At 64.0% G+C, this 25,837-nt stretch carries 23 protein-coding genes; 8 read left to right on the forward strand and 15 right to left on the reverse strand.

The annotated features are described in order from the left end of the window. Position 1 precedes the first annotated feature (1 nt). The 8 genes from L1O02_RS23985 to L1O02_RS24020 form a co-directional block, all read right to left on the reverse strand. A complete protein-coding gene (locus L1O02_RS23985; RefSeq protein WP_108544595.1) occupies positions 2-583 on the reverse strand; it encodes a YceI family protein in 582 nt (193 codons plus the stop codon). A gap of 223 nt (positions 584-806) precedes the next feature. Then, the gene (locus L1O02_RS23990; RefSeq protein WP_060842677.1) at positions 807-1,577 is read right to left on the reverse strand and encodes an IclR family transcriptional regulator; all 771 of its coding nucleotides are present in this window, start codon (positions 1,575-1,577) and stop codon (positions 807-809) included. Positions 1,578-1,673: 96 nt separating this feature from the next. Beyond that, the gene (locus tag L1O02_RS23995) at positions 1,674-3,128 is read right to left on the reverse strand and encodes an amidase (RefSeq protein ID WP_235758860.1); all 1,455 of its coding nucleotides are present in this window, start codon (positions 3,126-3,128) and stop codon (positions 1,674-1,676) included. Then, the gene (locus tag L1O02_RS24000; protein ID WP_235758862.1) at positions 3,125-4,435 is read right to left on the reverse strand and encodes an MFS transporter; all 1,311 of its coding nucleotides are present in this window, start codon (positions 4,433-4,435) and stop codon (positions 3,125-3,127) included. The genes L1O02_RS23995 and L1O02_RS24000 overlap by 4 nt, the downstream gene beginning before the upstream one ends. A 99-nt stretch (positions 4,436-4,534) precedes the next feature. After that, complete coding sequence (locus L1O02_RS24005) at positions 4,535-5,710, reverse strand: M20 aminoacylase family protein (RefSeq protein WP_060837900.1); 1,176 nt, start codon at positions 5,708-5,710, stop codon at positions 4,535-4,537. A gap of 171 nt (positions 5,711-5,881) precedes the next feature. Further along, a complete protein-coding gene (locus tag L1O02_RS24010; RefSeq protein ID WP_235758864.1) occupies positions 5,882-6,211 on the reverse strand; it encodes an amidase in 330 nt (109 codons plus the stop codon). Further along, entirely contained in the window at positions 6,208-7,305 is a 1,098-nt protein-coding gene (locus L1O02_RS24015; protein WP_060842673.1) for a serine hydrolase, read from the reverse strand. Before L1O02_RS24015 ends, L1O02_RS24010 begins: the two co-directional genes overlap by 4 nt. A 171-nt stretch (positions 7,306-7,476) precedes the next feature. Next, positions 7,477-8,355 (reverse strand): acyl-CoA dehydrogenase family protein, encoded by an 879-nt coding sequence (locus tag L1O02_RS24020; RefSeq protein ID WP_108544587.1) that lies wholly within the window; start codon positions 8,353-8,355, stop codon positions 7,477-7,479. A gap of 140 nt (positions 8,356-8,495) precedes the next feature. Between L1O02_RS24020 and olsB the strand changes: the two genes are divergently transcribed. Together olsB and L1O02_RS24030 are read left to right on the forward strand one after the other, a co-directional pair. Beyond that, positions 8,496-9,251, forward strand: a complete 756-nt coding sequence (gene olsB / locus L1O02_RS24025; RefSeq protein ID WP_060837896.1) for an L-ornithine N(alpha)-acyltransferase — start codon at positions 8,496-8,498, stop codon at positions 9,249-9,251. Beyond that, complete coding sequence (locus tag L1O02_RS24030) at positions 9,251-10,045, forward strand: lysophospholipid acyltransferase family protein (protein WP_060837895.1); 795 nt, start codon at positions 9,251-9,253, stop codon at positions 10,043-10,045. The genes olsB and L1O02_RS24030 overlap by 1 nt, the downstream gene beginning before the upstream one ends. A 103-nt stretch (positions 10,046-10,148) precedes the next feature. Here L1O02_RS24030 and L1O02_RS24035 read toward each other — a convergent pair whose 3' ends face one another. Continuing rightward, the gene (locus L1O02_RS24035; protein WP_060837894.1) at positions 10,149-10,730 is read right to left on the reverse strand and encodes an ACP phosphodiesterase; all 582 of its coding nucleotides are present in this window, start codon (positions 10,728-10,730) and stop codon (positions 10,149-10,151) included. A 153-nt stretch (positions 10,731-10,883) separates the two neighbouring features. On the opposite strand from L1O02_RS24035, the gene L1O02_RS24040 reads away from it, so the two are divergent. From L1O02_RS24040 to L1O02_RS24050, 3 genes are read left to right on the forward strand one after another with little or no spacing between them, the layout of a single operon-like run. Beyond that, positions 10,884-11,186, forward strand: coding sequence for a metalloregulator ArsR/SmtB family transcription factor (locus L1O02_RS24040; RefSeq protein ID WP_016965050.1), 303 nt, complete (start codon positions 10,884-10,886; stop codon positions 11,184-11,186). A gap of 19 nt (positions 11,187-11,205) precedes the next feature. Continuing rightward, a complete protein-coding gene (locus L1O02_RS24045) occupies positions 11,206-12,372 on the forward strand; it encodes an MFS transporter (RefSeq protein WP_060837893.1) in 1,167 nt (388 codons plus the stop codon). Between the two features lie 33 nt (positions 12,373-12,405). Beyond that, positions 12,406-13,455: an alkene reductase gene (locus L1O02_RS24050; RefSeq protein ID WP_060837892.1), complete on the forward strand. Its 1,050-nt coding sequence runs from the start codon at positions 12,406-12,408 to the stop codon at positions 13,453-13,455. A 65-nt stretch (positions 13,456-13,520) separates the two neighbouring features. Here the strand turns inward: L1O02_RS24050 and L1O02_RS24055 are convergent, their stop codons facing one another. Together L1O02_RS24055 and emhR are read right to left on the reverse strand one after the other, a co-directional pair. Beyond that, a complete protein-coding gene (locus L1O02_RS24055) occupies positions 13,521-14,405 on the reverse strand; it encodes a DMT family transporter (RefSeq protein ID WP_108544585.1) in 885 nt (294 codons plus the stop codon). Between the two features lie 142 nt (positions 14,406-14,547). Then, complete coding sequence (emhR, locus tag L1O02_RS24060; protein WP_060837890.1) at positions 14,548-15,198, reverse strand: efflux system transcriptional repressor EmhR; 651 nt, start codon at positions 15,196-15,198, stop codon at positions 14,548-14,550. Between the two features lie 265 nt (positions 15,199-15,463). On the opposite strand from emhR, the gene emhA reads away from it, so the two are divergent. From emhA to adeC, 3 genes are read left to right on the forward strand one after another with little or no spacing between them, the layout of a single operon-like run. Then, positions 15,464-16,621 (forward strand): efflux RND transporter periplasmic adaptor subunit EmhA, encoded by a 1,158-nt coding sequence (gene emhA, locus L1O02_RS24065; RefSeq protein ID WP_108544583.1) that lies wholly within the window; start codon positions 15,464-15,466, stop codon positions 16,619-16,621. A 3-nt stretch (positions 16,622-16,624) separates the two neighbouring features. Then, positions 16,625-19,768 carry an efflux RND transporter permease subunit gene (locus L1O02_RS24070; RefSeq protein ID WP_060837888.1) on the forward strand — a complete coding sequence of 1,048 codons (3,144 nt, stop codon included), beginning with the start codon at positions 16,625-16,627 and terminating at the stop codon, positions 19,766-19,768. Beyond that, positions 19,765-21,225: an AdeC/AdeK/OprM family multidrug efflux complex outer membrane factor gene (gene adeC / locus L1O02_RS24075; RefSeq protein WP_060842670.1), complete on the forward strand. Its 1,461-nt coding sequence runs from the start codon at positions 19,765-19,767 to the stop codon at positions 21,223-21,225. The genes L1O02_RS24070 and adeC overlap by 4 nt, the downstream gene beginning before the upstream one ends. Positions 21,226-21,285: 60 nt before the next feature. On the opposite strand, the gene L1O02_RS24080 is transcribed toward adeC, so the two are convergent. The 4 genes from L1O02_RS24080 to L1O02_RS24095 all read right to left on the reverse strand — a co-directional run bounded on the left by L1O02_RS24080 (position 21,286) and on the right by L1O02_RS24095 (position 25,256). Beyond that, complete coding sequence (locus tag L1O02_RS24080; RefSeq protein ID WP_235758866.1) at positions 21,286-23,238, reverse strand: DUF692 family multinuclear iron-containing protein; 1,953 nt, start codon at positions 23,236-23,238, stop codon at positions 21,286-21,288. A gap of 15 nt (positions 23,239-23,253) precedes the next feature. Continuing rightward, a complete protein-coding gene (locus tag L1O02_RS24085) occupies positions 23,254-24,414 on the reverse strand; it encodes an HEXXH motif-containing putative peptide modification protein (protein WP_060837885.1) in 1,161 nt (386 codons plus the stop codon). 20 nt (positions 24,415-24,434) lie between these two features. Further along, on the reverse strand, positions 24,435-24,905 hold the full coding sequence (locus L1O02_RS24090) for a GNAT family N-acetyltransferase (protein ID WP_231979009.1): 471 nt from the start codon (positions 24,903-24,905) through the stop codon (positions 24,435-24,437). A gap of 93 nt (positions 24,906-24,998) precedes the next feature. Then, positions 24,999-25,256, reverse strand: coding sequence for an Os1348 family RiPP precursor (locus L1O02_RS24095; protein ID WP_016965124.1), 258 nt, complete (start codon positions 25,254-25,256; stop codon positions 24,999-25,001). Positions 25,257-25,837: the final 581 nt, after the last annotated feature.

The raw sequence follows: 25,837 nt of genomic DNA on the forward strand, positions 1-25,837 counted from the left end.
TTCAGCGCGCCGTGAAGATCAGCACCGCACCCACCGGCACCGAGAAACTGATGGCCGAAAGCCCCGCGAGCTTGCGCAGGCTGTCCAGCCCCGGGGCCAGGTTGAAGTCTTCGGCGTTGAGCACCAGGGGTTCCAGGGTCACCACCTGAAAGCGCCGGTCATCCAGGCGGGTGGCCAGCAGTTCGGCGTTGTAAGTGTGTTCCTGGCCGTGCAGGGTCACGGTGACCGGCAGCAACAGCTCGATCTGTGCACCGGGAGCCAGGTCGTTGATCGGGCGCAGGTTGATGTGTGCGGTGATCTGCGCCTCGGGAAACTGCTGCACCTGGAACAGTTCCTGGCGCATGCGTTCATCGCGCAGAGGAATGCCGCTGCTGACCGAGTCCATCTCGATCTGCACCAGCGCCTGGCCCTTGCCATCGACCTTGCCGTGCAGCACCAGGAAGCGCTGCACTTCGGAAATATTGGCGTTCTTGGTGGTGATGAAGGACACGCGGGATGACTCGTTGTCCAGGTACCAGTTGGCCTGGACCGGCAGCGCCAGTCCCCCGAGCAGGCTGAGAAGTAGGCGGATCGGCGTACGCATGCAAGCTCCCTTGAACAGAAGGCGCCACCTTAACCGGCTGCCGTAAGGCTGGCAAACGCCGTGCTCGGGCGGCGCCCTGCGATAGAGTGGCAAGCCGCGGCTTTAGTTCAGGAACAAACCTGCGGCGCTCGCGCCGGACGGATCCGGGCCTTGCTCGGCGCCCCGCTGCCAGTCACGCCAAGCATGGATCACGCATTGCGCGCCTGCGCCGCCCGGTAGTGGCTCAGACGAGGGTTTTCTGCAGCTGTTCGACGGTTTCGGCCAGCAATCGCAAATGACGACTGCGCACCTGCTCGACACAGGCCAAATCCATCGGCCAATGCAGGGCGATGCTGCCGATCACCCGGCCTTCGGCCTGCAACGGCAAGGCCACGGCGCGGATCAGAAAAGGCAGGCGCACCGGATACTCCCAGTGGCCTTCAGTGCGCTGGCCAAACCCCAGGTGCTGGGACTGGGCGCAAGCCTGTTGCTGATCTTCGACCGGTACTCGCTCGCGCTCGGCCAACCGCTGGACTTCAGCGCTAGCCAGGGCCCCCAGGCAAGCCTTGCCCATGGCCGAATGAAACAGGCTGGCATGCTGGCCGACAATCCGGCTGTTGATCGGGTAACGCTTGCGCAACACCGGGGGCACTGCGCTTTCCAGGACTTCCAGGTGCTCGCCGTCGAAACCCGACAAGTCGCTGACCAGCCCGGTGCGTGCACTCAATTCCAGCAGCCAGGGCACCGCCTGCTCCACCAGGCGGCGCTTGAACCGTTGTCGGCTGTCGCCGAACAGACTGCGCGCGCTCAAGCGATAGCGCCGGTCACTCAAGCCCCGGTAGATCCAGCCCTGCTCCTGCAAGGTCAGCAACATGCGCGACACCGTCGCCTTGGGCAGCCCGGTCAGGTAGTGCAACTCCTCCAGCCCCAGGGCCTGGTGCTGACCGAGTAACTCGACAATCCCCAGGGCCCGTTCCACGGAACGCACACTGCCGCTTTCGACCTTGCTGGCCATGGTCCGAACTCCCTGACTTGAGAATGGGTAAAGCCGTTACCCAGCAAGATGCGGGCCTCAGGAGCCTATCAGCGACGCTTGCCTGGTTACAGCAGGTTACCCGGGGGGGCGCAGGCGCACCCATTGCGTCAGTTGTTCGTGGGCGTAAGCCAACTGCAGCACGGCGTGATCGGCCTGGGCCGGACCGACGATCTGCATGCCCATGGGCAGGCCCGCCAGGTTGAATCCCACCGGAATGCTGATGCTGGGCAGGCCGGCCAGGGTCGGACCGATCACCACTTCCATCCAGCGATGATAGGTGTCCATTTCCTGCCCATCGATCTGCCTTGGCCAGGCCTGCCGTGCATCGAAAGGGAACACCTGGGCCGTGGGCAACAGCAGGAAATCGTAACGCTCGAACAATCGCTGCAAGGCGCGGTACCAATCGCTGCGACTCTGGGACGCGCGGTACACATCCGCAGCACTCAGGTTGGCCGCTCCCTCCACTTCCCAGCGGGCCTCGGGCTTGAGCCAGCGGCGTTTGTCCGGGTCGCCGTGCAACATCCCCAAAGCCCCCTGGACCAGCCAGTGCCGGTGCACCAGCCAGCAGTCCCACAACTGCGCCATGGAAAAATCCGGCTGGCAGCTTTCCACTTCGCAGCCCAGATGGGTGAAGTCGGCCAACGCCTGTTCGCACAGGCTCAGCACTCCCTGCTCCATGGCCAGATAGCCGTTGTAGTCCCCCAACCAGCCCAGGCGCAGGCCCCGCACGTCCCGTTGCAGAGGCGCCTGCAACAGCGCCGGATCCTCCTTGAGGGACAAGGGCACCCGCGGATCGTAACCGGCCTGGGTGCTCAACAGCCGCGCCACATCGGCCACCGTGCGCCCCATCGGTCCTTCGGTGGCCAGTTGCTGCACGAACAGTTCCGGGGTCGGGCCGAAGGGCACCCGCCCCTGGGAAGGACGCATGCCGAACAGGTTGTTGAAGGCCGCCGGATTGCGCAACGACCCCATCATGTCGCTGCCATCGGCCACCGGCAGCATGCGCAGGGCCAGGGCCACTGCTGCCCCGCCGCTGCTGCCGCCGGCGCTCAGCCGGCTGTCGTAGGCATTGCAGGTGGTGCCGAACAGCTGGTTGTAGGTGTGGGAGCCCAGGCCGAACTCCGGCACGTTGCTCTTGCCGACGATGATCGCGCCACTGGCCCGCACCCGGGCCACGCTGATGGCGTCCACCTGGGGCACCTGTTCGGCGAACAGCGGCGAACCCAGGCTGGTGGTCAGCCCCGCGGTGGATGCCAGGTCCTTGATCGCCTGGGGCATGCCATGCATCCAGCCCATGGACTGCCCCCGGTCCAGTTGCCGGTCGCGCTCATCGGCCTGGGCCAGCAACTCGCCCGGATCGCCCAGGGACACCAGGGCATTGAATTGCGGGTTGTAGCGCTCGATCTGTTGCAGGTAGGCCTGCATCACCTCGCGGCAGGACAACTGACGGGCGTGGATCGCCCGGGACAGCGCCAGGGCATCCAGTTCGACGATGGGCTCGCAGGCCACCGCTTCTTTGTGCTGAATCAAGACTCGCCTCCCAGGGTCAGGGCATCGGGCTTGCTGTCCCGGACCGCGTCGTACATGCAATAGATGCCCAGCAGACTGAGGATCGAAGTTGCCAGGACATAGAAGGACGGCGCCACCGGCGTGGCCATGACCCGGCTCAGCCAGGTCACGATCAACGGAGCAAAACCGCCGAACAGCATCACCGCCACGTTATACGCCACGGAGACGCCGGTGGAACGCACCTCGATGGGGAACTGCTCGGCCAGGGCGGTGGGGCCAGGACCGAAGAAGCCGCCAATGGCGCCACACAGCAGTATCTGCATCACCAGCAGGCGCTCGATGGACGGCGCGGCGGCGACCCACACATACAAGGGATAGACCATGACGAAAAACGCCAGGGTGAACGCCATCAGCACCGGGCGCCGGCCGACCCGGTCCGACAGCGCCCCGGCAAAGGGGATCACCAGGGTCATCAGGGCCACGGCGAACATCTGCACCAGCAGCACCTGATCCAGGGGCAGGCCGAGGTTGGTGTGGGCAAAGGTCGGCATGTTCACCAGCACCACGTAGAAGGACACGGTGCTGCCGCTGCACAGGCCCATGGACACCAGGATTGCCCGGCGCTGGCTCGACACCACCTGCCACAGCCCCGGTCCATCGCCCCGCACCTGCTTGCGTGCCTCGACGAAGGCTTGCGGCTCCTCCATGTACTTGCGGATCCACAGCCCCACCGGACCGATCAGCAGGCCGATCACGAACGGCAGGCGCCAGCCCCAAAGATCCAGGGTCTGGGGCGAAAAGAAATGGGTCACCGCCGCCACCATCGCCGCCCCACTGAACACCGCCAGACACTGGCCGACCAGTTGCCAGGAACCGTACAGGCCCTTCTTGTGGACCGGCGCGCTCTCCACCAGATAGGCCGTGGCGCTGGCGTACTCGCCACCAGTGGCGAAGCCCTGGAGCATGCGCGCCACCACGATCAGCAAGGGTGCCCCCAGCCCGATGGCGGCGTAGTGGGGAGCAAACACGATCATCGCGATGGCCAGGGTCATCAGTTGGATGATCACCATCATGGCGGCCTTGCGGCCCTTGCGATCGGAATAGATCCCCAGCAGCACACCGCCCACCGGGCGCATGAAAAATCCCACGCCGAAGGTGGCCAGGGCCATCAGCAGCGAGGTGTACTCATCCTCCGCCGGAAAGAACTGGCGGGCGATGAAGCTGGCGAGAAAGCCATAGACGATGAAGTCGTACCATTCCAGGGCGTTGCCGACGACGGCAGCTACCACCTGCCGGGTCTTGGAAGCAGCGGGGCTCGAAGTGCTCATGGGACGTTCCTTGGATACTTTTGAGCCCTGGGCCGGGCTCGGAAAAGTGCCGGGCGCCTGTAACGCCCGGGGTGCTCGGAAACACAGGAGCGGCAAGGCTCAGGAGGGCTTGAGCCAGCTTTCCGCCAGGGCAGCCCAATAGGCCGCGCCGGTGAGCAGGATGTCGTCGTTGAAGTCGTAACCCGGGTTATGCACCATCGGCTGCGCCACCCCGTTGCCGATGAACAGGTAGCTGCCGGGGCAGCGTTGCAGCATCCAGCCGAAGTCCTCGCTGCCCATCAGCTTGGGGGTGTTGCCGTTGACCGCATCGGCCCCCACCAGCTCGACCCCGACCCGCCGGGCGAACTCGGTTTCTTCCGGGCTGTTGACCAGCACCGGATAGGCCGGGCGATGCTCGATGCTGGCGCGGCAGCCGAAGCTTTCGGCCTGGGTGCGGATGATCGCCTTGACCCGCTCCAGCATCTGCTCGCGCACCGGTGCGTTGAGGGCCCGCAGGCTCAGGCGCAACAGCGCCTGCTGGGGAATCACGTTGGCCGCCTCGCCGGCCTGCAGGGCACCGACGGTCACCACCGCGGCTTCCTGGGTGTCGATATTGCGCGCCACCACCGTCTGCAAGGCCATCACGATGCTCGCCGCCGCCACCAGCGGGTCCACCGCCAGGTGCGGCATGGAGCCATGGCCGCCGACGCCTTCGACTATCACCTCGAGCAGATCCTGGGAGGCCATCATCGGTCCTTCGCGAAAGCCCAGGTGCCCGGCCGGCAGACCCGGCATGTTGTGCAGGCCAAACAGCGCGTCGCAGGGGAAACGCTCCAGCAGGCCATCGGCGAGCATGGCCTCGGCGCCGCCCTGGCCCTCTTCGGCGGGCTGGAAGATCAGGTTCAGGGTGCCGTCGAACCGGCGGGTCGCGGCCAGGTAGCGCGCCGCCCCCAGCAGGATGGTGGTGTGGCCGTCATGCCCGCAGGCGTGCATGCAACCGCCATGGCGACTGCTGTAGGGCACCCCGGTGTTCTCGATGATCGGCAAGGCGTCCATGTCCGCCCGCAGCCCCAGGGTGCGGCTGCCCGTACCGTTGCGCAGAACCCCCACGACCCCGGTTCGGCCGACCCCGGCATGCACCTGGTAGCCCCACTCCTCCAGGCAACGCGCCACCAGCGCCGAGGTGCGCTGTTCCTCGAACCCCAGTTCCGGGTGGGCATGAATGTCCTGCCGGATGGCCCGCAGGTCGCCGGCGATGTCGTTGAGCCAGGCAAGGATGTGCTGGTGTCGGGTCATGGCGTATCTCCTCTGGGCCGGGTGGCTTCCCGTTCTTGTTGTCGGAGCGCTGCACGAGGGGCCGGACCTGCTCGAAGCGCTGCGTCAGATAACCGCGCGGCGCAGCACAGGACAATCAAATGTGGTTCCACTGTATGGAACACATCATCTGCGGCGCGGCTTGATCGAGGATCAGGGATCGAGGCGGCAGCCTTCGCGGAGACCCAGCCAGGAGGCGCCGTGGGTCCGTCCCAGGGCGCTGGCGGTGACTCGCCGGGCCTGGGGCTCATCGTTGAAACCGCTGATGGGCAGGTACTGGCGCACGTAGGCGCGGCAGTCTTCGGCGGGTTGTTGCATGACGTAACGGCAGGAGCAGTACTCCTTGGCGGTGTAGGCCCCGAGGATGTCGGGAAAGGCCTGCAACGCCACCCGCTGCTGCCAGCCCCAGCCCAGCAGCAGGAGCAGCGCCAGCAGCAACAGGCCGAGCAGCGGATGACGCCGCACCCAGGTCCGGCGCCTCATGGCGGACTCGGCTCGGGAAAGGCCGCCAGGACCCGCTTGAGCAGCTCGTTGTGCCGATAGCTGCCATCGCGATCGTCGCCATAGCGCACGATCACCAGGCGCTCGGCGGGCAGGATGTACAGCGCCTGGCCCCAATGTCCCAGCGCCGCATAAGTGTCCGCCGGCGCATCCGGCCAGGGCCGGGGCGCACCGTCCACCGCGCGGTTGAGCCACCAGTGCCCGCCCGCCACGGCCACGTCCTGGTTGGCGCGGTAGCCGGCAAAGGGCGTGCGACAGAAATCGACCCAGGCCTTGGGCAGCAATTGCCGGTCGCGCCAGCGGCCATCGCGCTGCATCAACAGGCCGATGCGCGCCAGATCCCGAGCCGTCAGGTACAGGTAGGACGAAGCAACGAAGGTGCCGGCCGCGTCGCGTTCCCACACGGCCTGGGTGATTCCCAGGGGGTCGAACAGCGCGTGCCAGGGATAGTCCGCGTACCGCTCGGGCCCCACCATCCCCCGCAGACTGGCCGCCAGCAGGTTGCTGTCGCCACTGGAGTAGCGAAACACCTGCCCCGCCGGCGCGGCCGCTGCCTGCTGCGCGGCGAATGCGGCCATGTCCCGATGGCCCCGGGTGTAGAGCATGGCCACCACCGAGGAGTTGAGCGGTGCGTATTCGTAGTCTTCCTGCCAGTCCAGGCCCGAGGCCCAGTGCAGCAAGTCGGCCAGGGTGATGCTCGGATGCCGCTGCAGCGCCGAGTAATACTGTGCGGCAGGGTCCTGCAGCTGGAAGCGGCCTTCAGCGAAGGCAACGCCCAACACCACCGCCAGCAGACTCTTGCTGGCAGACCAGATGAGATGAGGAGTCTGCGCTCCGGTGGCGCCGGCATAGCGCTCGTAAAGCACCTGGCCATCGCGGATCACCAGCAACGCGTCGGTGCGAATGCCTTGCCGGGACTTCTCGTCCCTGGGCACGAAGGCGTAGTCCTCAAGCGCCTGGAGCGCCGGACCGGCGACATCCGGGGCCCGGCGCCATTGCTCCCCCGGCCACTCCTCGGCCCAGGCCGGCAAGCCGAACAGGAGCAGGAGTGCTAGCAGGGTCGGAGCTTTGCGCATGAAGGACACTCGAACGACGTCAGTGGCCGAGCCTAAACAGGACAGATGACCGTTTTACTGCAGCGCCGTGCTTGCCTGTCAGCCAAGGCGTGATCAGGCCTTGTACACGACGCTCGGCCCCGCTCACCGGCAAGCCGATCCCGCGTGAGGGTGGGCCTCGTTCGGCCGGGATTAAAACGCCGCCAGGGCCTTGGCCAGGCGCTGGCCCCGGGCTCCGGCAGCCAGATCCAGCAGGCCCCGGTCCCGGGACCACTGGTTGCGCCAAGGCTCGGGGCCCTGGGCAAAGGCCGCATCGATCCCGGGCTTCAGGGCCTCGAACTGGGTGAACAAGCCGCCCAACAGAACGTGCCCGCTGCTCAAGGACGGGTTTTGCCGACTGGCTTCGGCACACCCCGCCAGCAGTGCCAGCAGTTGCAATTGCAAAGGCTGCGGCCAGCCGCTGTCCTGCCCCACCCCATACAGCCAGGCGCTCATGGCACTCAGCACGTAGATGTCTTCCAGGGTGCGGAAGGGTTTGACATAGGCGTCCCAGCCGTCGCCGGCGAGCAGTTCGCAAGCGGCGTTGTCCAGCAGCAGGCAGCCATGACCGATCTCCGGCATCAGGCCCATGGCGGGCAGGGTCTGGACCTGGACCCCCGGCTCCCCGGCATAGACCACGGTCAGGCGCAACGCCGCCGGTTGCCCGGGGGCCTCGCTGCGGGCCGCCACCAGCAGCCAGTCGGCGGCATCGCCGGCGGTGACGAAATCCTTGCGTCCGTTTAGACGCAAATCCTCCAGCCGGGTCTGCATGTCCGCCGGGCGCAGGCTGTGACGTTCGGTCGCGCACAACGCCCCCAGGCTGAGCGGCGCGCTGGGCCACAACATGCGCAAGGCCGCCTGGTAACCCACCAGGAACGCCAGCCCGGGGGCGCTCATCAGACGCCCGCCGCGCACCGCCAGTTCAAACGGCGTGACCGCTCCCAGATGGGCCAGCAAAGCCCCGTAACCCTCGGCCAGATCAGGGTTGGCGGGCAGTCGTTCACGGCTCTCGAGCAGGGCTTGCCAGGGCATTCGAAGGTCCTCAGGGGCTGTCATATAAGCATCACCAAAGCTTCATGGCGATGACACCGGGGCTACATAGCCTGACTTTGCACAACAAAGTCGATCGGCTGCAACCCAAGGCGGGTCAGTGGCCCGCACGGAGATTCACAATGACTCAGATCGCCCGCATCAGCGACACCGGCATTGAACGCCGCCTGCAGGCCGAACGCCTGATCGGCGCCCAAGCCCTGCAGGAAGCCCAGGCCCTGCGCTTCAACGTCTTCAGCGGCGAGTTCAACGCCAAGCTCAAGGGCGCGGAATGGGGTCTGGACATGGATGACTACGACATTCACTGCAGCCACATCGGTGTGCGCGACCTGAACACCGGTCGCCTGGTGGCCACCACCCGCCTGCTGGACCACCAGGCCGCCAGCAGCCTGGGGCGCTTCTACAGCGAAGAGGAATTCAGCCTGCACGGCCTGATGCAGCTCAAGGGGCCGATTCTCGAAATCGGTCGCACCTGCGTCGACCCGGCCTACCGCAACGGCGGCACCATCGCCGTGCTCTGGGGCGAACTGGCGGAGGTCCTCAACCAGGGCGGCTACAGCTACCTGATGGGCTGCGCCAGCATTCCGATGCAAGACGGTGGCATCCAGGCCCAGGCGATCATGCAGCGCCTGCGCGAACGCTACCTGAGCACCGAACACCTGCGAGCCGAACCGAAGAACCCGCTGCCGAGCCTGGACATTCCGTCCAACGTGATCGCCGAGATGCCGCCGCTGCTCAAGGCCTACATGCGCCTGGGGGCGAAAATCTGCGGCGAGCCGTGCTGGGACGAGGATTTCCAGGTCGCCGACGTATTCATCCTGCTCAAGCGTGACGAGTTGTGCCCACGCTACGCCCGGCACTTCAAGGCGGCGGTCTGATGCGCCGGCTGCGGGTCTACGGGCGCATCGCCCGGGTTCTGCTGGTGGTGGCGCTGGGGCTGAGCATGGCCAGTGTCTTCGGTCTGCTGGAGCGCCTGGGCGTCGCCAATTCCATGGTCCGGCGCCAGCGCTGGTCGCGCTTCTTCATGGCGCGCTTGAGCAATGCCCTGCCCTTCCAGATCTCGGTACATGGCGAGTTGCCCGGGCAGCCGATGCTCTGGGTCAGCAACCATGTGTCCTGGACCGACATTCCGCTGCTGGGCATGCTCACGCCGCTGTCCTTCCTGTCCAAGGCCGAAGTGCGCACCTGGCCGGTGGCCGGCTGGCTGGCGGCCAAGGCCGGCAGCCTGTTCATCCGCCGCGGGGCCGGCGACAGCCAACTGATCCGCAAGCAGATGACGCGCCACCTGCAGGAACAGCATCCATTGCTGTTGTTCCCCGAAGGCACCACCACCGACGGTCATGGCCTGCGGACCTTCCACGGCCGCCTGCTGGCCAGTGCCATCGACGCCGAAGTGTCGCTGCAACCGGTGGCGATCCGTTATTTGCGCGATGGCCAGATCGACAGCCTGGCGCCCTTCATTGGCGACGACGACCTGCTCTCGCATTTGATGCGGCTGTTCGCCCACGACCGGGGCCAGGTGGAGATTCATCTGCTCAAGCCGATTGCCTGTCAGGGCCAGGAACGTGCAGCACTGGCCTTTCAGGCACAGCAAGCGGTGCAGAAGGCACTGTTCGGCGATGTGCCCCAACCGGCCGAACCGCGCCGCAGCGGCGAACTGGTCGCCGCCTGACCCGCCCTGCTGGAGCCCACTTGCTGGCGAAGCAGCCTCGAAGCCTGCGCCGTTGATAAGGGCGCCTTCGCTGGCAAGCCGGCTCTACAGGAGCGGATCTGATTCAGGGCAAATGGACGTGCTGCGCCGCGAATGCCTGCAACTGCGGGTAGAAGGCGCGAAAGTCTTCGCTCAACGGCTCATACAAGCGCTCCAGCTCGCCCATCGCCGCCGTCAGCTCCTGCGGCTGTGACAGGCGCCGGGCAATCCCGCGCAACACCTGCTCCAGCACCGCGAATTCGCGGTAGGAACCGAGCCAGTCATCGGCCGTCATGTAGGGCGCAATCTGCGCCAGGCGCGCCGGCAACTGCGGTTCGGCCGCCAGCACCCGGTACACCTCGGCAGTGAAGGACGGCAAGGGCTGATCGGCGTAATGCTGCCAGTCCCGGGCCAGGCAATGGTCGAAGAACACGTCGATGACGATGCCGGCATAGCGCCGCCGGGTCAGGGAGAAACGCGACAGCGCCGCACTCACCAGCGGGTGGCTGTCGGTATAGGTATCGATGCGCCGATGCAGCTGAATCGCCGCCTCGACCTCGGGGGCAAACTGCCCTTGCAGGCGGCCTTTGACGAAATCGCCATATAGGCTGCCCAGTAATTGACCCGGACGCTGGCCGCCGAGGTGTAGATGTGCGAGATAATTCATTCGCGCAGCTTAGCACCGCGCCCAACATATCGTTATAACCCGATATACCGATAAGTAATGATTTAAGATCAAAATCATATTGGTATATCGCGAAATAACGATTTAAATTTCGCCTCATCGCGATACAACGTTTTACGGAAAACGAGCACCGCCATGTCCCTCGACCTCGACGAAATAATAAAAGCCCTGGCACATCCGGTTCGCAGGGAAATCCTGCACTGGCTGAAAGACCCGACAGTCGAATTTCCCGATCAGGCTCACAGCAATGAGCACGGCGTCTGTGCCGGACAGATCGATCAACGCTGCGGCCTGTCGCAGTCGACCGTGTCCGCCCACCTCGCCACCCTGCAGCGCGCCGGCCTGATCAGTAGCCGAAAAGTCGGCCAATGGCATTTTTTCAAACGCAATGAGGAAGTCATCCAGCAGTTCCTCACGCAAATGAGCCAACAGCTCTAGACCTGACAAGGACCCGACAATGCCCCTTTCACTCATCATCCTGGCCTTGAGCGCCTTCGCCATCGGCACCACCGAGTTCGTCATCATGGGCTTGCTGCCCGATGTGGCGGCGGACCTCGGGGTGTCGATTCCCGGCGCAGGCTGGCTGGTCACCGGCTACGCCCTGGGCGTGGCCATCGGTGCGCCGTTCATGGCCCTGGCCACCGCCCGCCTGCCACGCAAGGCGGCCCTGGTGGCGCTGATGGGGATCTTCATTGTCGGCAACCTGCTGTGCGCACTGGCCAGTGATTACAACGTGCTGATGTTCGCCCGGGTGATCACGGCGCTGTGCCACGGTGCCTTCTTCGGTATCGGTTCAGTGGTGGCCGCCGGCCTGGTGCCGGCCAACAAGCGCGCCTCGGCCGTGGCCCTGATGTTCACCGGCCTGACCCTGGCCAACGTCCTTGGCGTCCCGCTGGGCACGGCCCTGGGCCAGTCGGCCGGCTGGCGCTCGACCTTCTGGGCGGTGACGGTGATCGGCGTGGTCGCCCTGATCGGTCTGCTGCGCTTTTTGCCGGCCAAGCGCGATGAGGAAAAACTCGACATGCGTTCGGAACTGGCCGCCCTCAAGGGTGCCGGAATCTGGCTGTCCCTGAGCATGACCGCGCTGTTCGCCGCGTCGATGTTCACCCTCTTCACCTATGTCGCCCCCCTGCTCGGCGATGTCACCGGCGTCTCGCCGCGGGGCGTGACCTGGACCCTGCTGCTGATCGGTCTGGGCCTGACCCTGGGCAACATCATCGGCGGCAAGCTGGCGGACAAGCGCCTGGGCGCCACCCTGATCGGCGTGTTCGCCGCCATGGCGGTGGTCTCCACCGTGCTGACCTGGACCAGCGTGGCGTTGATTCCCACGGAAATCACGCTGTTCCTCTGGGCCACCGCCTCCTTCGCCGCGGTGCCGGCCTTGCAGGTCAATGTGGTGACCTTCGGCAAGGCCGCGCCGAACCTGGTTTCGACCCTGAACATCGGCGCCTTCAACATCGGCAACGCCCTGGGCGCCTGGGTCGGCGGCAGCGTCATCGCCCACGGTTTCGGCCTCACCAGCGTACCGCTGGCGGCGGCGGTGCTGGCGATTCTGGCCCTGCTGGTGACGCTGATTACCTTTCGCCAGGGCGGCAACGCCGAACTGGCTCCTGCAACCCACTGATCCGTCTCTTTCCTCTATAGAAGGCTGCATTCCATGACCACTCTCTTTGATCCGATCAAGATCGGCGACCTCGAACTGTCCAACCGCATCATCATGGCGCCGCTGACCCGCTGCCGCGCCGACGCCGGCCGCGTGCCCAACGCACTGATGGCCGAGTACTACGTGCAGCGGGCTTCCGCGGGCCTGATCCTCAGCGAAGCCACCTCGGTCACCCCAATGGGCGTCGGCTACCCGGATACCCCCGGCATCTGGTCCAACGATCAGGTGCGTGGCTGGGCCAACGTGACCAAGGCAGTGCATGGCGCCGGCGGCAAGATCTTCCTGCAACTGTGGCACGTGGGGCGGATTTCCCACCCGTCCTACCTGGACGGCGAAACCCCGGTGGCCCCGAGCGCCATCCAACCCAAGGGCCATGTCAGCCTGGTGCGTCCTCTGGCCGACTACCCGACCCCGCGGGCCCTGGAAACCGCTGAAATCGCCGACATCGTCGAGGCTTACCGGGTCGGCGCGGAAAACGCCAAGGCCGCCGGTTTCGACGGCGTGGAAATCCACGGCGCCAACGGTTACCTGCTGGATCAGTTCCTGCAAAGCAGCACCAACCAGCGCACCGACCAGTACGGCGGCTCCCTGGAGAACCGTGCCCGCCTGCTGCTGGAAGTCACCGACGCGGCCATCGAGATCTGGGGCGCCGGCCGGGTGGGCGTGCACCTGGCGCCTCGCGCCGATTCCCATGACATGGGCGACGCCAACCTGGCGGAAACCTTCACCTACGTTGCCCGCGAACTGGGCAAACGCGGTATCGCCTTTATCTGCTCCCGCGAGAAAGAAGGCGCCGACAGCCTGGGCCCGCAACTGAAAGAAGCCTTCGGCGGCCCGTACATCGCCAACGAGCGCTTCACCAAGGACAGCGCCAACGCCTGGCTGGCTGCCGGCAAGGCTGACGCCGTGGCCTTCGGTGTGCCGTTCATCGCCAACCCGGACCTGCCCGCGCGCTTGAAGGCCGACGCGCCGCTGAACGAGGCGCATCCGGAAACCTTCTACGGCAAAGGTCCGGTGGGCTACATCGACTACCCGACGCTGTAAGCCGGCCCCGGTAAAGCCAAAAGCCCCGACTCTCGCGAGCCGGGGCTTTTTTGTAGGCGCCGGGATCAGCGCCTGCGTTGCGTCCAGGCCACCGCCAGGCCACTGAGGCAGATCACCGTGATGCCGATCAGGCCGTAGCGGTCCGGGGTATGCCCGAAGATCAGGTAGCCGTACAGACCGGCGAACAGAATCTGCCCGTAACTGAACGGCGCCAGCATCCCCGGTGCGGCATGGCGGAACGCCTGGGTCAGCAGCATGTGGCCGAGCATGCCGCAGGTGCCCAGGCCGATCATGAACAGACCATGGAAAAATGACGGCGTGCTCCAGAAAAACGGCAGCAGCGCACTCATGATCAGGCTGTTGAGAATCCCGGTGAGAAAGTTGCTGGTGGTCGGGCTGTCGATACCGCTGAGCTTGCGAGTCAGCAACTGATAGAAGCCGAAACACAGCGCCGACCCCAGGGGCAGCAGGATCGCCGGGGTGAACAACGCCCCCCCGGGCCGCACCACGATCAGCACCCCGACGAACCCGGCGAGCAACGCCAGCCATTGCGCCCGACTGACCCGTTCGCCCAGGAACGGCACCGACAGCGCAGTGACCAGCAAGGGTGCCAGGAAGTTGACCGCCGTGGCTTCCGCCAGGGGGATATAACGCAGGCCGGTGGTGAACAGCAGGCTGGTGCCGATCAGGCACAGGGCCCGCAGCAGTTGCAGGCCAGGACGCTTGGTACGCACGACCGCGGAAAAACCGCAGCGGGGAACGAACACCACCAGCATCAGCAGGGTGTGAACCACGTAGCGGGCCCAGACCACCATGACAATGGGATAAAAAGCCGAGAGGTACTTGGACAACGTGTCATGGCTGGCAAAGAGCAGAACCGCCAGGCAGATCAGGGCAATCCCCTTGATCGGCTGCTCTGCGCCTTTGAACGGTGAAGGGTTCACACTCATTCACACACCCGCAACAAAATCCCTACAAAATACGTAGCTCGCTATCTATCAAGATGCGGCCAGCCCGTATATAAAAGCACCCCATCGCGATGGCGAGCGCGGGAATGGATATCCGTCGCGGTAAATCTTGACACAACTGGATTCAATTACGCATGTTGTCTTGATGACGCAAGTTCGGGCTCAAGCGCAACATATCCAGCCCGATGTCGATCCAGCGCTCTGCCTCGGTGTGCAGGGCGAAGCTCTCAGGGGCCAGCAGCCATTGGTAAAGGATGCCATCGATGAAGGCGCGCATGCTGATAGCCGCCCGCTGCGTATCAAGATTCTCGGGCAATTGCCCGCGATTCACTGCATTGGTCAGCGCCAGCTCGATGCGCACGTTGCACTCCAGGCTGGCGGTGCGACGTTGACGCCGCAGATCGCACATTTCATCGGTGAATTCGCACTTATGAAACAGAATTTCATTAATGCGTCGGGTTTTCGGGTCCAGGGCAACTTGATGAAACAAATGAATCAACAACTTGCGCATCCAGCCCAACGGATCCATTTCATCTACATTCTCACTGGCGGCAGCCATCTCATCCAAAGGTTCACGCAGGCTGTCGAGCATGGCCTGGACCAGATCGGCCTTATTACTGAAATGCCAATAAATGGCACCCCGCGTCACCCCCGCCAGCGCCGCGATATCGGCCAGGGTGGTACGCGCCACGCCACGCTCGTAAAAGGCCTTTTCGGCGGCCTCGAGTATCTGGCTGCGAGTTTCTTGAGCTTCCTCTTTGGTACGACGGACCATGGCAGTAAAACCTCGATCAGGATCTTTCAGCGATGCGTGAAGACCTTCTGAATAAATATGAAACGGCATCTCGGGTGCCGTTTGCCCAGCCTACAATTCAACACCTACAGGGGCTTGTGTAACCGAATGGGTACGCCGCCAGGGTATTTACAAACAGCCGTGAACGTAAGTATATTCCTTAGCAAGCTACTAATCCACTCAGCCAACTCTTTTTAACCTTCCACTTTTCTTGTGCGCATCTTGCGTGCCTGACCCGAGGATCTTCATGCAACTCAAGCCAGCTGTTACCGCTCTGGTCACTGCCGTCGCCCTGGCATCGCTGCTCAGCGGATGTAAAAAGGAAGAGGCGGCACCAGCCCCTCAAGCTCCTCAGGTCGGCGTCGTCACCCTGCAACCACAAGCCTTTACCCTGACCTCTGAACTACCGGGGCGGACCACTGCGTTCCGTATCGCCGAAGTTCGTCCGCAGGTAAATGGGATCATTCTTAAGCGCCTGTTCAAAGAAGGCGGGGAGGTCAAGGAAGGTCAGCAGCTTTATCAGATCGATCCATCGGTCTATGAAGCAACGCTGAAGAGTGCCGAGGCCAATCTGCAATCGACCAGGTCGATTTCCGATCGCTACAAGCAATTGGTCAACGAGCAGGCCGTGAGCCGCCAGGAATACGACACCGCCGTGGCCAACCGCCTGCAATCGGAAGCCGCCCTGCAAAGCGCTCAGATCAACCTGCGGTTCACCAAGGTGCTGGCACCGCTGACCGGTCGCATCGGCCGCTCCTCGGTGACCGAAGGCGCCCTGGTGAGCAATGGCCAGGCCGATGCCATGGCCGTGATCCAGCAACTGGACCCGATCTACGTCGACGTCACCCAGTCCTCGGTGGAACTGCTGGAACTGCGCCGTGAGCTGGAAAGCGGGCGCCTGCAGAAAGTCGGCGACAACGCCGCCAAGGTCAAACTGACCCTGGAAGACGGCAGCCAGTACAAGCTCGACGGCAAACTGGAGTTCTCCGAAGTCTCGGTGGACGAAACCACCGGCTCGGTGACCCTGCGCGCCGTGTTCCCCAACCCTCAGCACACCCTGCTGCCAGGCATGTTCGTTCACGCCCAGCTGCAAGCCGGGGTCAACAGCGCGGCGATCCTGGCCCCACAACAAGGCGTGACCCGCGACCTCAAAGGCACCCCGACCGCCCTGGTGGTTGGCCCGGACAACAAGGTCGAGCTGCGCCAACTCAAGGCCAGCCGCACCGTCGGCAGCCAGTGGCTGGTGGAAGACGGCCTGAAGGCCGGCGACCGGCTGATCACCGAAGGCCTGCAATTCGTCAAGCCGGGCATTGAGGTCAAGGCCAGCGAAGCCACCAACGTAGCCGCGAAAAACCCGGCCCCTGCACAGGCAACTGACAAAGCTGCAGGCGGCAAAGGGGAGTAAACCATGTCGAAATTTTTTATCGACCGTCCGATCTTCGCCTGGGTAATTGCCCTGGTGATCATGTTGGTCGGGGCTCTATCGATCCTCAAATTGCCGATCAACCAGTACCCGAGCATCGCCCCGCCGGCGATCGCCATCTCCGTGACCTACCCGGGCGCCTCTGCACAGACCGTGCAGGACACCGTGGTCCAGGTGATCGAGCAGCAGCTCAACGGTATCGACAACCTGCGTTACGTGTCCTCGGAAAGTAACTCCGACGGCAGCATGACCATCACCGCGACCTTCGAGCAGGGCACCAACTCGGACACCGCGCAGGTACAGGTACAGAACAAGCTCAACCTGGCCACCCCGCTGCTGCCGCAAGAAGTGCAGCAACAGGGTATCCGCGTGACCAAGGCAGTGAAGAACTTCCTGCTGGTGATCGGCGTGGTGTCCGAGGACGGCAGCATGTCCAAGGACGACCTGTCGAACTACATCGTGTCGAACATGCAGGACCCGATCTCGCGGACCGCGGGCGTCGGTGACTTCCAGGTGTTCGGTGCCCAGTACGCCATGCGGATCTGGCTCGACCCGGCCAAGCTGAACAACTTCAACCTGACCCCGGTGGACGTGAAGACCGCGGTTGCCGCGCAGAACGTCCAGGTGTCGTCCGGCCAGATCGGCGGCCTGCCCGCCCTGCCCGGCCAGCAACTGAACGCCACCATCATCGGCAAGACCCGTCTGCAGACTGCCGAGCAGTTCAAGGCGATCCTGCTGAAGGTCAACAAGGACGGCTCGCAAGTGCGTCTGGGTGATGTCGCGGATGTGGCCCTGGGCGGCGAGAACTACGCCGTCAGCGCCCAGTTCAACGGCAAGCCGGCTTCCGGTCTGGCGGTGAAACTGGCCAACGGCGCCAACGCCCTGGACACCGCCAAGGCGCTGCGCAAGACCATCAGCGACCTGGAACCCTTCTTCCCGCAAGGCATGAAGGTGGTATTCCCCTACGACACCACGCCCGTGGTCACCGAATCCATCAAGGGCGTGGTTGAAACCCTGGTGGAAGCGATCGTCCTGGTGTTCCTGGTGATGTTCCTGTTCCTGCAGAACTTCCGCGCCACGGTGATCACCACCATGACGGTGCCGGTGGTACTGCTGGGGACCTTCGGTATCCTCGCGGCGGCCGGTTTCAGCATCAACACCCTGACCATGTTCGGCATGGTGCTGGCCATCGGCTTGCTGGTGGACGACGCCATCGTCGTGGTGGAAAACGTCGAACGGGTGATGCACGAGGAAGGCCTGTCACCCAAAGAGGCAACGAAGAAATCCATGGGCCAGATCCAGGGAGCCCTGGTGGGTATCGCCCTGGTGCTGTCCGCGGTACTGCTGCCAATGGCCTTCTTCAGCGGCTCCACGGGCGTGATCTACAAACAGTTCTCGATCACCGTGGTGTCGGCCATGGCCCTGTCGGTACTGGTGGCCCTGATCTTCACCCCGGCCCTGTGCGCCACCATGCTCAAGCCTGTGGTTGCGGGGCAGAATCACGAGAAGCGCGGCTTCTTCGGCTGGTTCAACCGCACCTTCGACCGCAGCGTAAAAAGCTACGAGCGTGGCGTCGGCAACATCCTGCGCAACAAGGTTCCGTACCTGCTGGCCTATGTGCTGATCGTCCTGGGCATGATCTGGCTGTTCACCCGTATCCCGACCGCGTTCCTGCCGGAAGAAGACCAGGGCGTACTGTTCGCCCAGGTGCAGACCCCGGCCGGCTCCAGCGCCGAGCGGACCCAGGTGGTGGTCGATGAAATGCGCGCCTACCTGCTGGACAAGGAAAAGGACACCGTGGCATCGGTGTTCACCGTGAACGGCTTCAACTTCGCCGGTCGCGGCCAGAGCTCGGGCATGGCCTTCATCATGCTCAAGCCGTGGGGCGAGCGCTCCGCGGAAAACAGCGTGTTCAACCTGGCGGCCCGTGCCCAGCGGCACTTCTTCAGCTTCCGCGACGCGATGGTGTTCGCCTTCGCCCCTCCGGCGGTACTGGAATTGGGTAACGCCACCGGTTTCGACGTGTTCCTCCAGGACCGCGCCGGTATCGGCCACGAGAAACTGATGGCGGCACGCAACCAGTTCCTCGGCATGGCCGCCCAGAGCAAGGTGCTGTCCCAGGTGCGTCCGAACGGCCTGAACGATGAACCGCAGTACCAGTTGAGCATCGATGACGAGCGCGCCAGTGCCCTGGGCGTGACCCTCACCGACATCAACAACACCTTGTCGATTGCCCTGGGCAGTAGCTACGTCAACGACTTCATCGACCGTGGTCGGGTGAAGAAGGTGTACATCCAGGGTCAGGCCGGTGCGCGCATGAGCCCCGAAGACCTGAAGAAGTGGTACGTACGCAACAGCGCCGGGACCATGGTGCCGTTCTCCTCCTTCGCCAAGGGCGAGTGGATCTACGGTTCACCGAAACTGGCCCGTTACAACGGCGTGGAAGCCATGGAAGTCCTCGGCGCCCCAGCCCCTGGCTACAGTACCGGTGAGGCCATGGACGAAGTCGAAGCCATTGCCGCCAAGCTGCCGCCGGGTGTGGGCATCTCCTGGACCGGCCTGTCCTACGAGGAACGTCTGTCGGGCTCCCAGGCACCTGCGCTGTACGCCTTGTCCCTGCTGATGGTGTTCCTGTGCCTGGCAGCCCTGTATGAAAGCTGGTCGATTCCGATCGCGGTCATGCTGGTGGTGCCGCTGGGGATCATCGGTGCGCTGATGGCTACCAGCCTGCGCGGCCTGTCCAACGACGTGTACTTCCAGGTGGGGCTGTTGGTGACCATCGGCCTGGCGGCGAAAAACGCCATCCTGATCGTCGAGTTCGCCAAGGAACTGCACGAGCAGGGCCGCTCCCTGGTGGATGCCGCGGTGGAAGCCTGCCGCATGCGTCTGCGGCCGATCATCATGACCTCCCTGGCCTTCGTCCTCGGGGTCGTGCCCCTGGCCGTCTCCACCGGCGCCGGCTCCGGCAGCCAGCATGCGATCGGCACCGGGGTGATCGGCGGTATGCTCACCGCGACGATCCTGGCGATCTTCTGGGTACCGCTGTTCTTCGTCACCGTATCGTCCATGGGCCGCAGGAAAGCGGATCTATCAGAAACCACTGCAACTGCTAACGAGGCTGGCCAATGAGCAAGTCGCTACTCTCCCTGGCAATCACCGCCATCGCGCTAAGTGGTTGCTCGCTGATACCAGACTATCAGCGCCCGGAAGCGCCGGTGGCGGCGCAATTCCCCCAAGGCCCCGCCTATTCGCCCAAGGAGGCCGCCAACGTGGCGGCCGCCGAACAGGGCTGGCGGCAATTCTTCCACGACCCGGCGCTGCAGCAACTGATCCAGACCGCTCTGGAAAACAACCGCGACCTCAAGGTCGCGGCGCTGAACATCGACGCCTATGCCGCGCAGTACCAGATCCAGCGCGCCGACCTGTTCCCCGCGGTTTCGGCCAACGCCAGCGGCAGCCGCCAGCGCACGCCGGCACGCATGTCGCAGACCGGCGAAGCCGGCATCAGCAGCCAGTACTCCGCCACGGTGGGGATCAGCGCCTATGAGCTGGACCTGTTCGGTCGGGTTCGCAGCCTGAGCGAACAAGCCCTGCAAACCTACTTCTCCAGCGAAGAGGCCCGGCGCAGCACCCAGATCAGCCTGGTGGCCAGCGTGGCCAATGCCTACATGACCTGGCAGGCCGACAAGGAGCTGCTCAAGCTGACCCAGGAAACCCTCGGTGCCTACGAGGAAAGCTACCGCCTGACCTCGCGCAGCAACGAAGTAGGCGTGGCCTCGGCCCTGGACCTGAGCCAGGCGCGGACCTCGGTGGAAAACGCCCGGGTTCAACTGGCCCGTTACACCCGCCAGGTGGCCCAGGATGAAAACAGCCTGACCCTGCTGCTGGGCACGGCGATTCCGAGCAACCTGCCGGCGGCCCAGCCGCTGTCGGCCAATCTGTTGAGCGAACTGCCGGCCGGCCTGCCGTCGGAGCTGCTGCAACGGCGTCCGGACATCCTCGAAGCCGAGTACAAGCTGAAAGCGGCGAATGCCAATATCGGCGCGGCGCGGGCGGCCTTCTTCCCGAGCATCAGCCTGACGGCCAACGCCGGCACCCTGAGCCCGGACCTTTCGGGCCTGTTCAAGGGCGGCTCGGGAACCTGGCTGTTCCAGCCGCAGATCAATCTGCCGATCTTCAACGCCGGCAGCCTGCGCGCCAGCCTGGATTACTCGAAGATCCAGAAAGACATCACCGTGGCCCAGTACGAAAAATCCATCCAGACCGCCTTCCAGGAAGTCTCCGATGGCCTGGCGGCGCGCCAGACCTACAACCAGCAGTTGCAGGCCCAGCGTGATTTCGTCAACGCCAACCAGGACTACTACCGTCTGGCCGAACGCCGCTATCGCATCGGGGTCGACAGCAACCTGACCTTCCTCGACGCCCAGCGCTCGCTGTTCAGTGCCCAGCAGGCCCTGATCACTGATCGCCTGGCGCAGCTGACCAGCGAGGTCAACCTGTACAAGGCCCTCGGCGGCGGCTGGAGCGAGCAGACGGCGAAGAACCAGCCACTGGCTGAAAAAGCCCCGGCGCTGCACCTGTTCTGAAACAGGATCCGGCTGTAGGAAAAACCCACCTCATGGTGGGTTTTTTTATGTCACCGCCCCTCAGCCCCCCGCCCCATTGAGCAAGAACACCGGCTCACGCAGATAATCCAGGCCCAGGCGGGTTTCGAAAGTCTCGTCGCGCAGGGCTGCCGTGGTGCAACTCCTGAGCCCCAGGGCGGTAGCCACCAGGGCAAAGCTCTGGCTCAGATGGCCGCAGTCCATCAAGGCCACCCGCAAGGCCCGACTGCCCGGGTACTTCCAGGCCAGGCGCTGCAGACACGCGGTGGACAGGAACAGCACCGAGGCCTGTTCGATCCAGCTCTGGTCGCCGCACGCCGCACCGATCCAGGACCTGGGGTCCTCGCGCGACAGCAGTTCAAGCCCGTGCCGCCGCACCGAGTAGTGATACAGACCGGCCTCCAGGCCCTGCACATTGAGCAGGATCGGATAGACCTCGATGGCATGCAGGGAGCCCCCGGACGCCGAGGTCTTCTTCAGGAAGAAATCCCCCATGGGATTACGCCGCACCTGACTCGCTCCCCAGGTGTAATACAGCAGCGCCGACAGCTGTTGGGCGGTCACGGGGCCCCCGTCGAAGGTCCGGCAGGTCTGGCGACGGGCCAGAACCTCCAGCAGTTGCGGCTGCTCAAACAGCGAGGGCGATGCCAGCAAGGGATTGTCCAGGGCCTGGAACGGATGGGAAAAGTAGTCCTTGAACGCCGACGGCTGGCGCTGCTGCAGCGCCTTGCCGGCCAGTTGCTCCTCCATCTGCGCCACGCTGATGTAGGGCGTGGCGGTTTGCGTGCGCGTCCCCAGGTAGAAATCCAGCGCGACCTGCCAGTGACTCCAGATCTCGCCGGCCGCCTCGGGCTCGGAGGGCCCAGGGCCCTGCCCGTCCACGGGCTGCAACAGCCCCCGGGCGATCAGGTCCTGGAGCAGCGCCAGGCTGGGGTTTTCCAGCGCGCCGGGGAGCAGCAGCGCGCTGTCCAGGGTCCGCGGACAGAGAAAATGCCGGACCAGCGGCAGAAACTGCAGCGCCAATTCCAGGTCCAGGGCCCGCCGTCGATCCCGCAGGGTAAAGCGGTCCCGGTCGATACCCAGCCAGGTGCCCGGGCGCAATTGCAACAGGGTCTGGCCATCCAGCGGGCTGGCCGCCGGTGGCGCAGGCTTGGCCAGGGCGCCGGCCTGCCAGAACAGCGGCTCAGGCCGCAGCGCCTTGATCTCCCGAATCAGCGCTGCCAGCTCCGGATCGCCGGCGCGATCGGCAATGTCCCACTCGATGGTGACCGCCTTGAGCGGCGCGTGGCCGAACAACTGCCGCAGGATGTCCCAGTCCCGGCGCGGATCGCCGACATGCACTTCGATCAGGCGCTTGAGCGGCAGTGATCGCAGGTACTCACGCAAGTCGTAGCCCAGGGCCCGGGCGGTGCAGATGGCGCTGTCCAGGTCGAGGAGAAAACCGCTGTGGCTGCGCTCCACCACGCTGCAAATGAATCCGCCCTCGGACAGCTCCTGGCCAATGTCCATGGCAAACAGCCGCGGCGCGTTCTCCAGCACCAGCGGGGTGCCGGTGAAGGCCTGCAGTTCGAGGGCGTTGGCCACCACCGTATCGGCCACTTCCCGAGCCAGGCTTGGCAGGATGAAATGCTGGGTATCGCCGCCCTGAAAGCGTGACCAGGAAATGTGCTCCGCCAGCCACGGCGAGGCGGTCCGCTGGCACAGGCGACGGGTCATGTGCAGAAATTCCCGGTCCATCTCGATGCCGACGCTGCCCAGGGACAGGCTCGACGAGTGCAGCAGCACCGGCACCTGCCCGCCCAGCTCGTTCAAGCGCGGCTGCAGGATGCAGTGGGTGGGCTGAAACTCCAGGTAATCGAAGTACGGCAGCCCCTCAGCCTGAATCCGTTCGAGGCTGGGATCGAGCCCGACCGCGCCGCTCCCGGCGCCAGGCGGCAAATGGTATTCCAGGCCCACCCCGGCGTCGGGGAAACGCGAAGCATCGAAGTCTTGCATGTCCGCCTCCCCGGCTCAGGCCGTCATGTGCAGGACCGTGGCAACGGCACTGGCGCCCTCGCCCCGACTCAGCGATCCGGCATGGCGACGCTCCAGGCGATGCACCTCCTGCAGCAGATTGCCCAGCAGCTCCCGCCCCTGCGCGGTAAAACCCGGGGCGGCGGCGAAATCCGCCTGCGCCTTGCTCAAACCCCGCAGGATGAACAGCAGGCGTTGCTCGGCCCGGCGCATCTCCTGCGCCGGACGGTCGCGAACCCGTTCCAGGTACTTGACCAGGGCGATGTAGACATAAAAAGCATGAAAGTACCCGTACAAGTCGCGCTGCTGCCCCGACCAGGGCAGGGTGTACAGGACCTCCCGCGAAGCCTGGGGCTCGACCACCGCGGCGACTTCGACCACGTTGTACAGCAACTGGTGGGTCGCCTCGTGCACCAGCGACTCCTCCAGATCGAGTATCGAGTTGTCCCGGCTCGACAGCAGGATCACCCCGGTATAACGGGACGCGGAGCAACTGCGAAAACTGCCGTCGGGCAAGTAGCACACGGCCTTGACCAGCACCTGCCACTGTTCATGACAGGCCGGCCAGGTGTGTTTGATCCGCTGCAGGGCAAGTTGCATGACATCGCGAAAAAACGCTTTGGAATAACCCGCGCGCTCCAGCTGACGCCGGGTCGCCTCGTCTGGCGGGTAGTCATAACTGGGGGGCGTGACCTGCGTGATCAGCGGATCGACATCGAAGCGATACACCGGCGGGCACTGTTCATCGGGCCGTGCCTGCTGCGCAGCTTCAATCCGTTGCAGCACTTGGGGAAACTCCAGCAGCCTGGCTATGACCTCGCTGTCATCCAGGGTCTTTCCAGTCAATAGATAGTTGACATCGCGAAACGTCAGCACACTCCAGATCTGAAATACCGGATGCGCGACCAGTGGATTGCGGACACTTTCCGGCGACAGAATAATATCCAGCGCCTGTTTGAAAAATACTCGCAGCGCAGAATTCGCCGCAAATAACTTTGACAGTTCCGCATATAACGCGACAAACATCGTATAGCGATTCTTCGCAACTTGTTCCTGCAACTGGAGAAAGCGTTGCGGTTCGCTGTCCGCAAGAAAAGTAGTGCCCTTAAACAGCTCATCGATGGAAAGTTCCGCTTGTTTGCTGTTTACGCTGTCCATGGTTCAACCTTCCCTAAAGTTCACGGCAAGGGCTTGCTCATCGTCAGGCTGGCGACTTCATAGCCCAGCAGTTCATAAAGACGACGCGCCTCAAGGTTGCGACCGAAGACATGCAAACGCATTTCATCACAGCCCCACTCGCGCGCCAGCGACTCACCGGCCAGCAGCGTCTGCCTGGCGTAACCCTGGCGACGTTCGATCGGTTCGATATACAGATCGAGGATGAAGGCAATCCGTCGGGACCCGGCCTGACGTTCGGCGATCCACAGCTCACCCACCGCCCGCCCTGCATGCAGCGCCCGCCACAGGTGGTTGTGCGGACTCAGGCGGCCCTGCGGCAGTAACTGGCGGAACACCTCCGCCGCCTGGAACGATGCCTGCTCCGGCGGCCATTCACCGGCGGCCACCATGCCGGCGGCATACTCCTGCAAGGCTCGCCGGGCGAAACGCTCGAAGTCGGCTTCCTGCATCGACACCAGGCTGATGGACACGGACAGGCACTCCACTGTGAACTTGAATCCCGATTCCGGTGTGCCGCCCTGATCCGCACTGAAGGGCGACACACCGGACTGCACACGCCCCGCTCAGTCCATTCGCGCCTGTTGCTGTTGAGTGTCAAAGATCGCCGCGACACCGATCTTGTCGCGAATGGCCGACCCGGCACTGGTCAGTTTTGCCGTATCAATACTTTTCACGGCGCCCACTTCAGTGGCGCTCAAATGCACGCCGATGCCTTTGGCAGCCGCTTCAGGATCCTGATGCAACTGCGCTGCGAAGTCCTTATCCAGAAGTGCGCGGCCTACTACTGATGCAAGGCGCTCCTGATTGACTTTCGTACTCATGGTATCTCTCCTTATATATTGAAAGCACGATAACAACCTTTCTCCTGACGAAACTTACAACTTATCCCTATCCGCCCTGAGGACTTTCAATATAGCAAGGCAAGTCTGCATTTCCAGCACCAGCAAAGTTTTCGCTTAAACCTTTTTACGATAATAGATAACACCGAATTTAAAGTTTAACTGGCGATTACTCCTATATCTTTTATATAAGTAAGCCACTTGTAGACAATGACTTACAACCAAAGCAATAAACACTTGTCATGAATCTGTGGCGCGCCAGGGATACCACACAAGGACCAGGCCCCATCGAGCAGCGCGGACAACCCCAGGATTCAACAGGCATCCCGGGGTTGCCGGCGCCCCGGAACCGAACTCGATAAGTGTTCGTTAATCGCCCAAAACCGCCATTCGCCAATTGATCGCCCCTGGGGGGCAACGCACCATTCCCGGCACCCGAACACACCAATAACAACAGGTTCGATGTCATGCCCCCACGCCCTGCCCGCTCCGGCTGATCCCACCCGCTGCACCTTCAAGGTATTGCACGCTGTCCGCAGATTTGCCGGCAGTGGGTTGCTGCA

Origin of the sequence: Pseudomonas sp. BC42, from assembly GCF_021560055.1 — a bacterium.
Taxonomy (GTDB): domain Bacteria; phylum Pseudomonadota; class Gammaproteobacteria; order Pseudomonadales; family Pseudomonadaceae; genus Aquipseudomonas.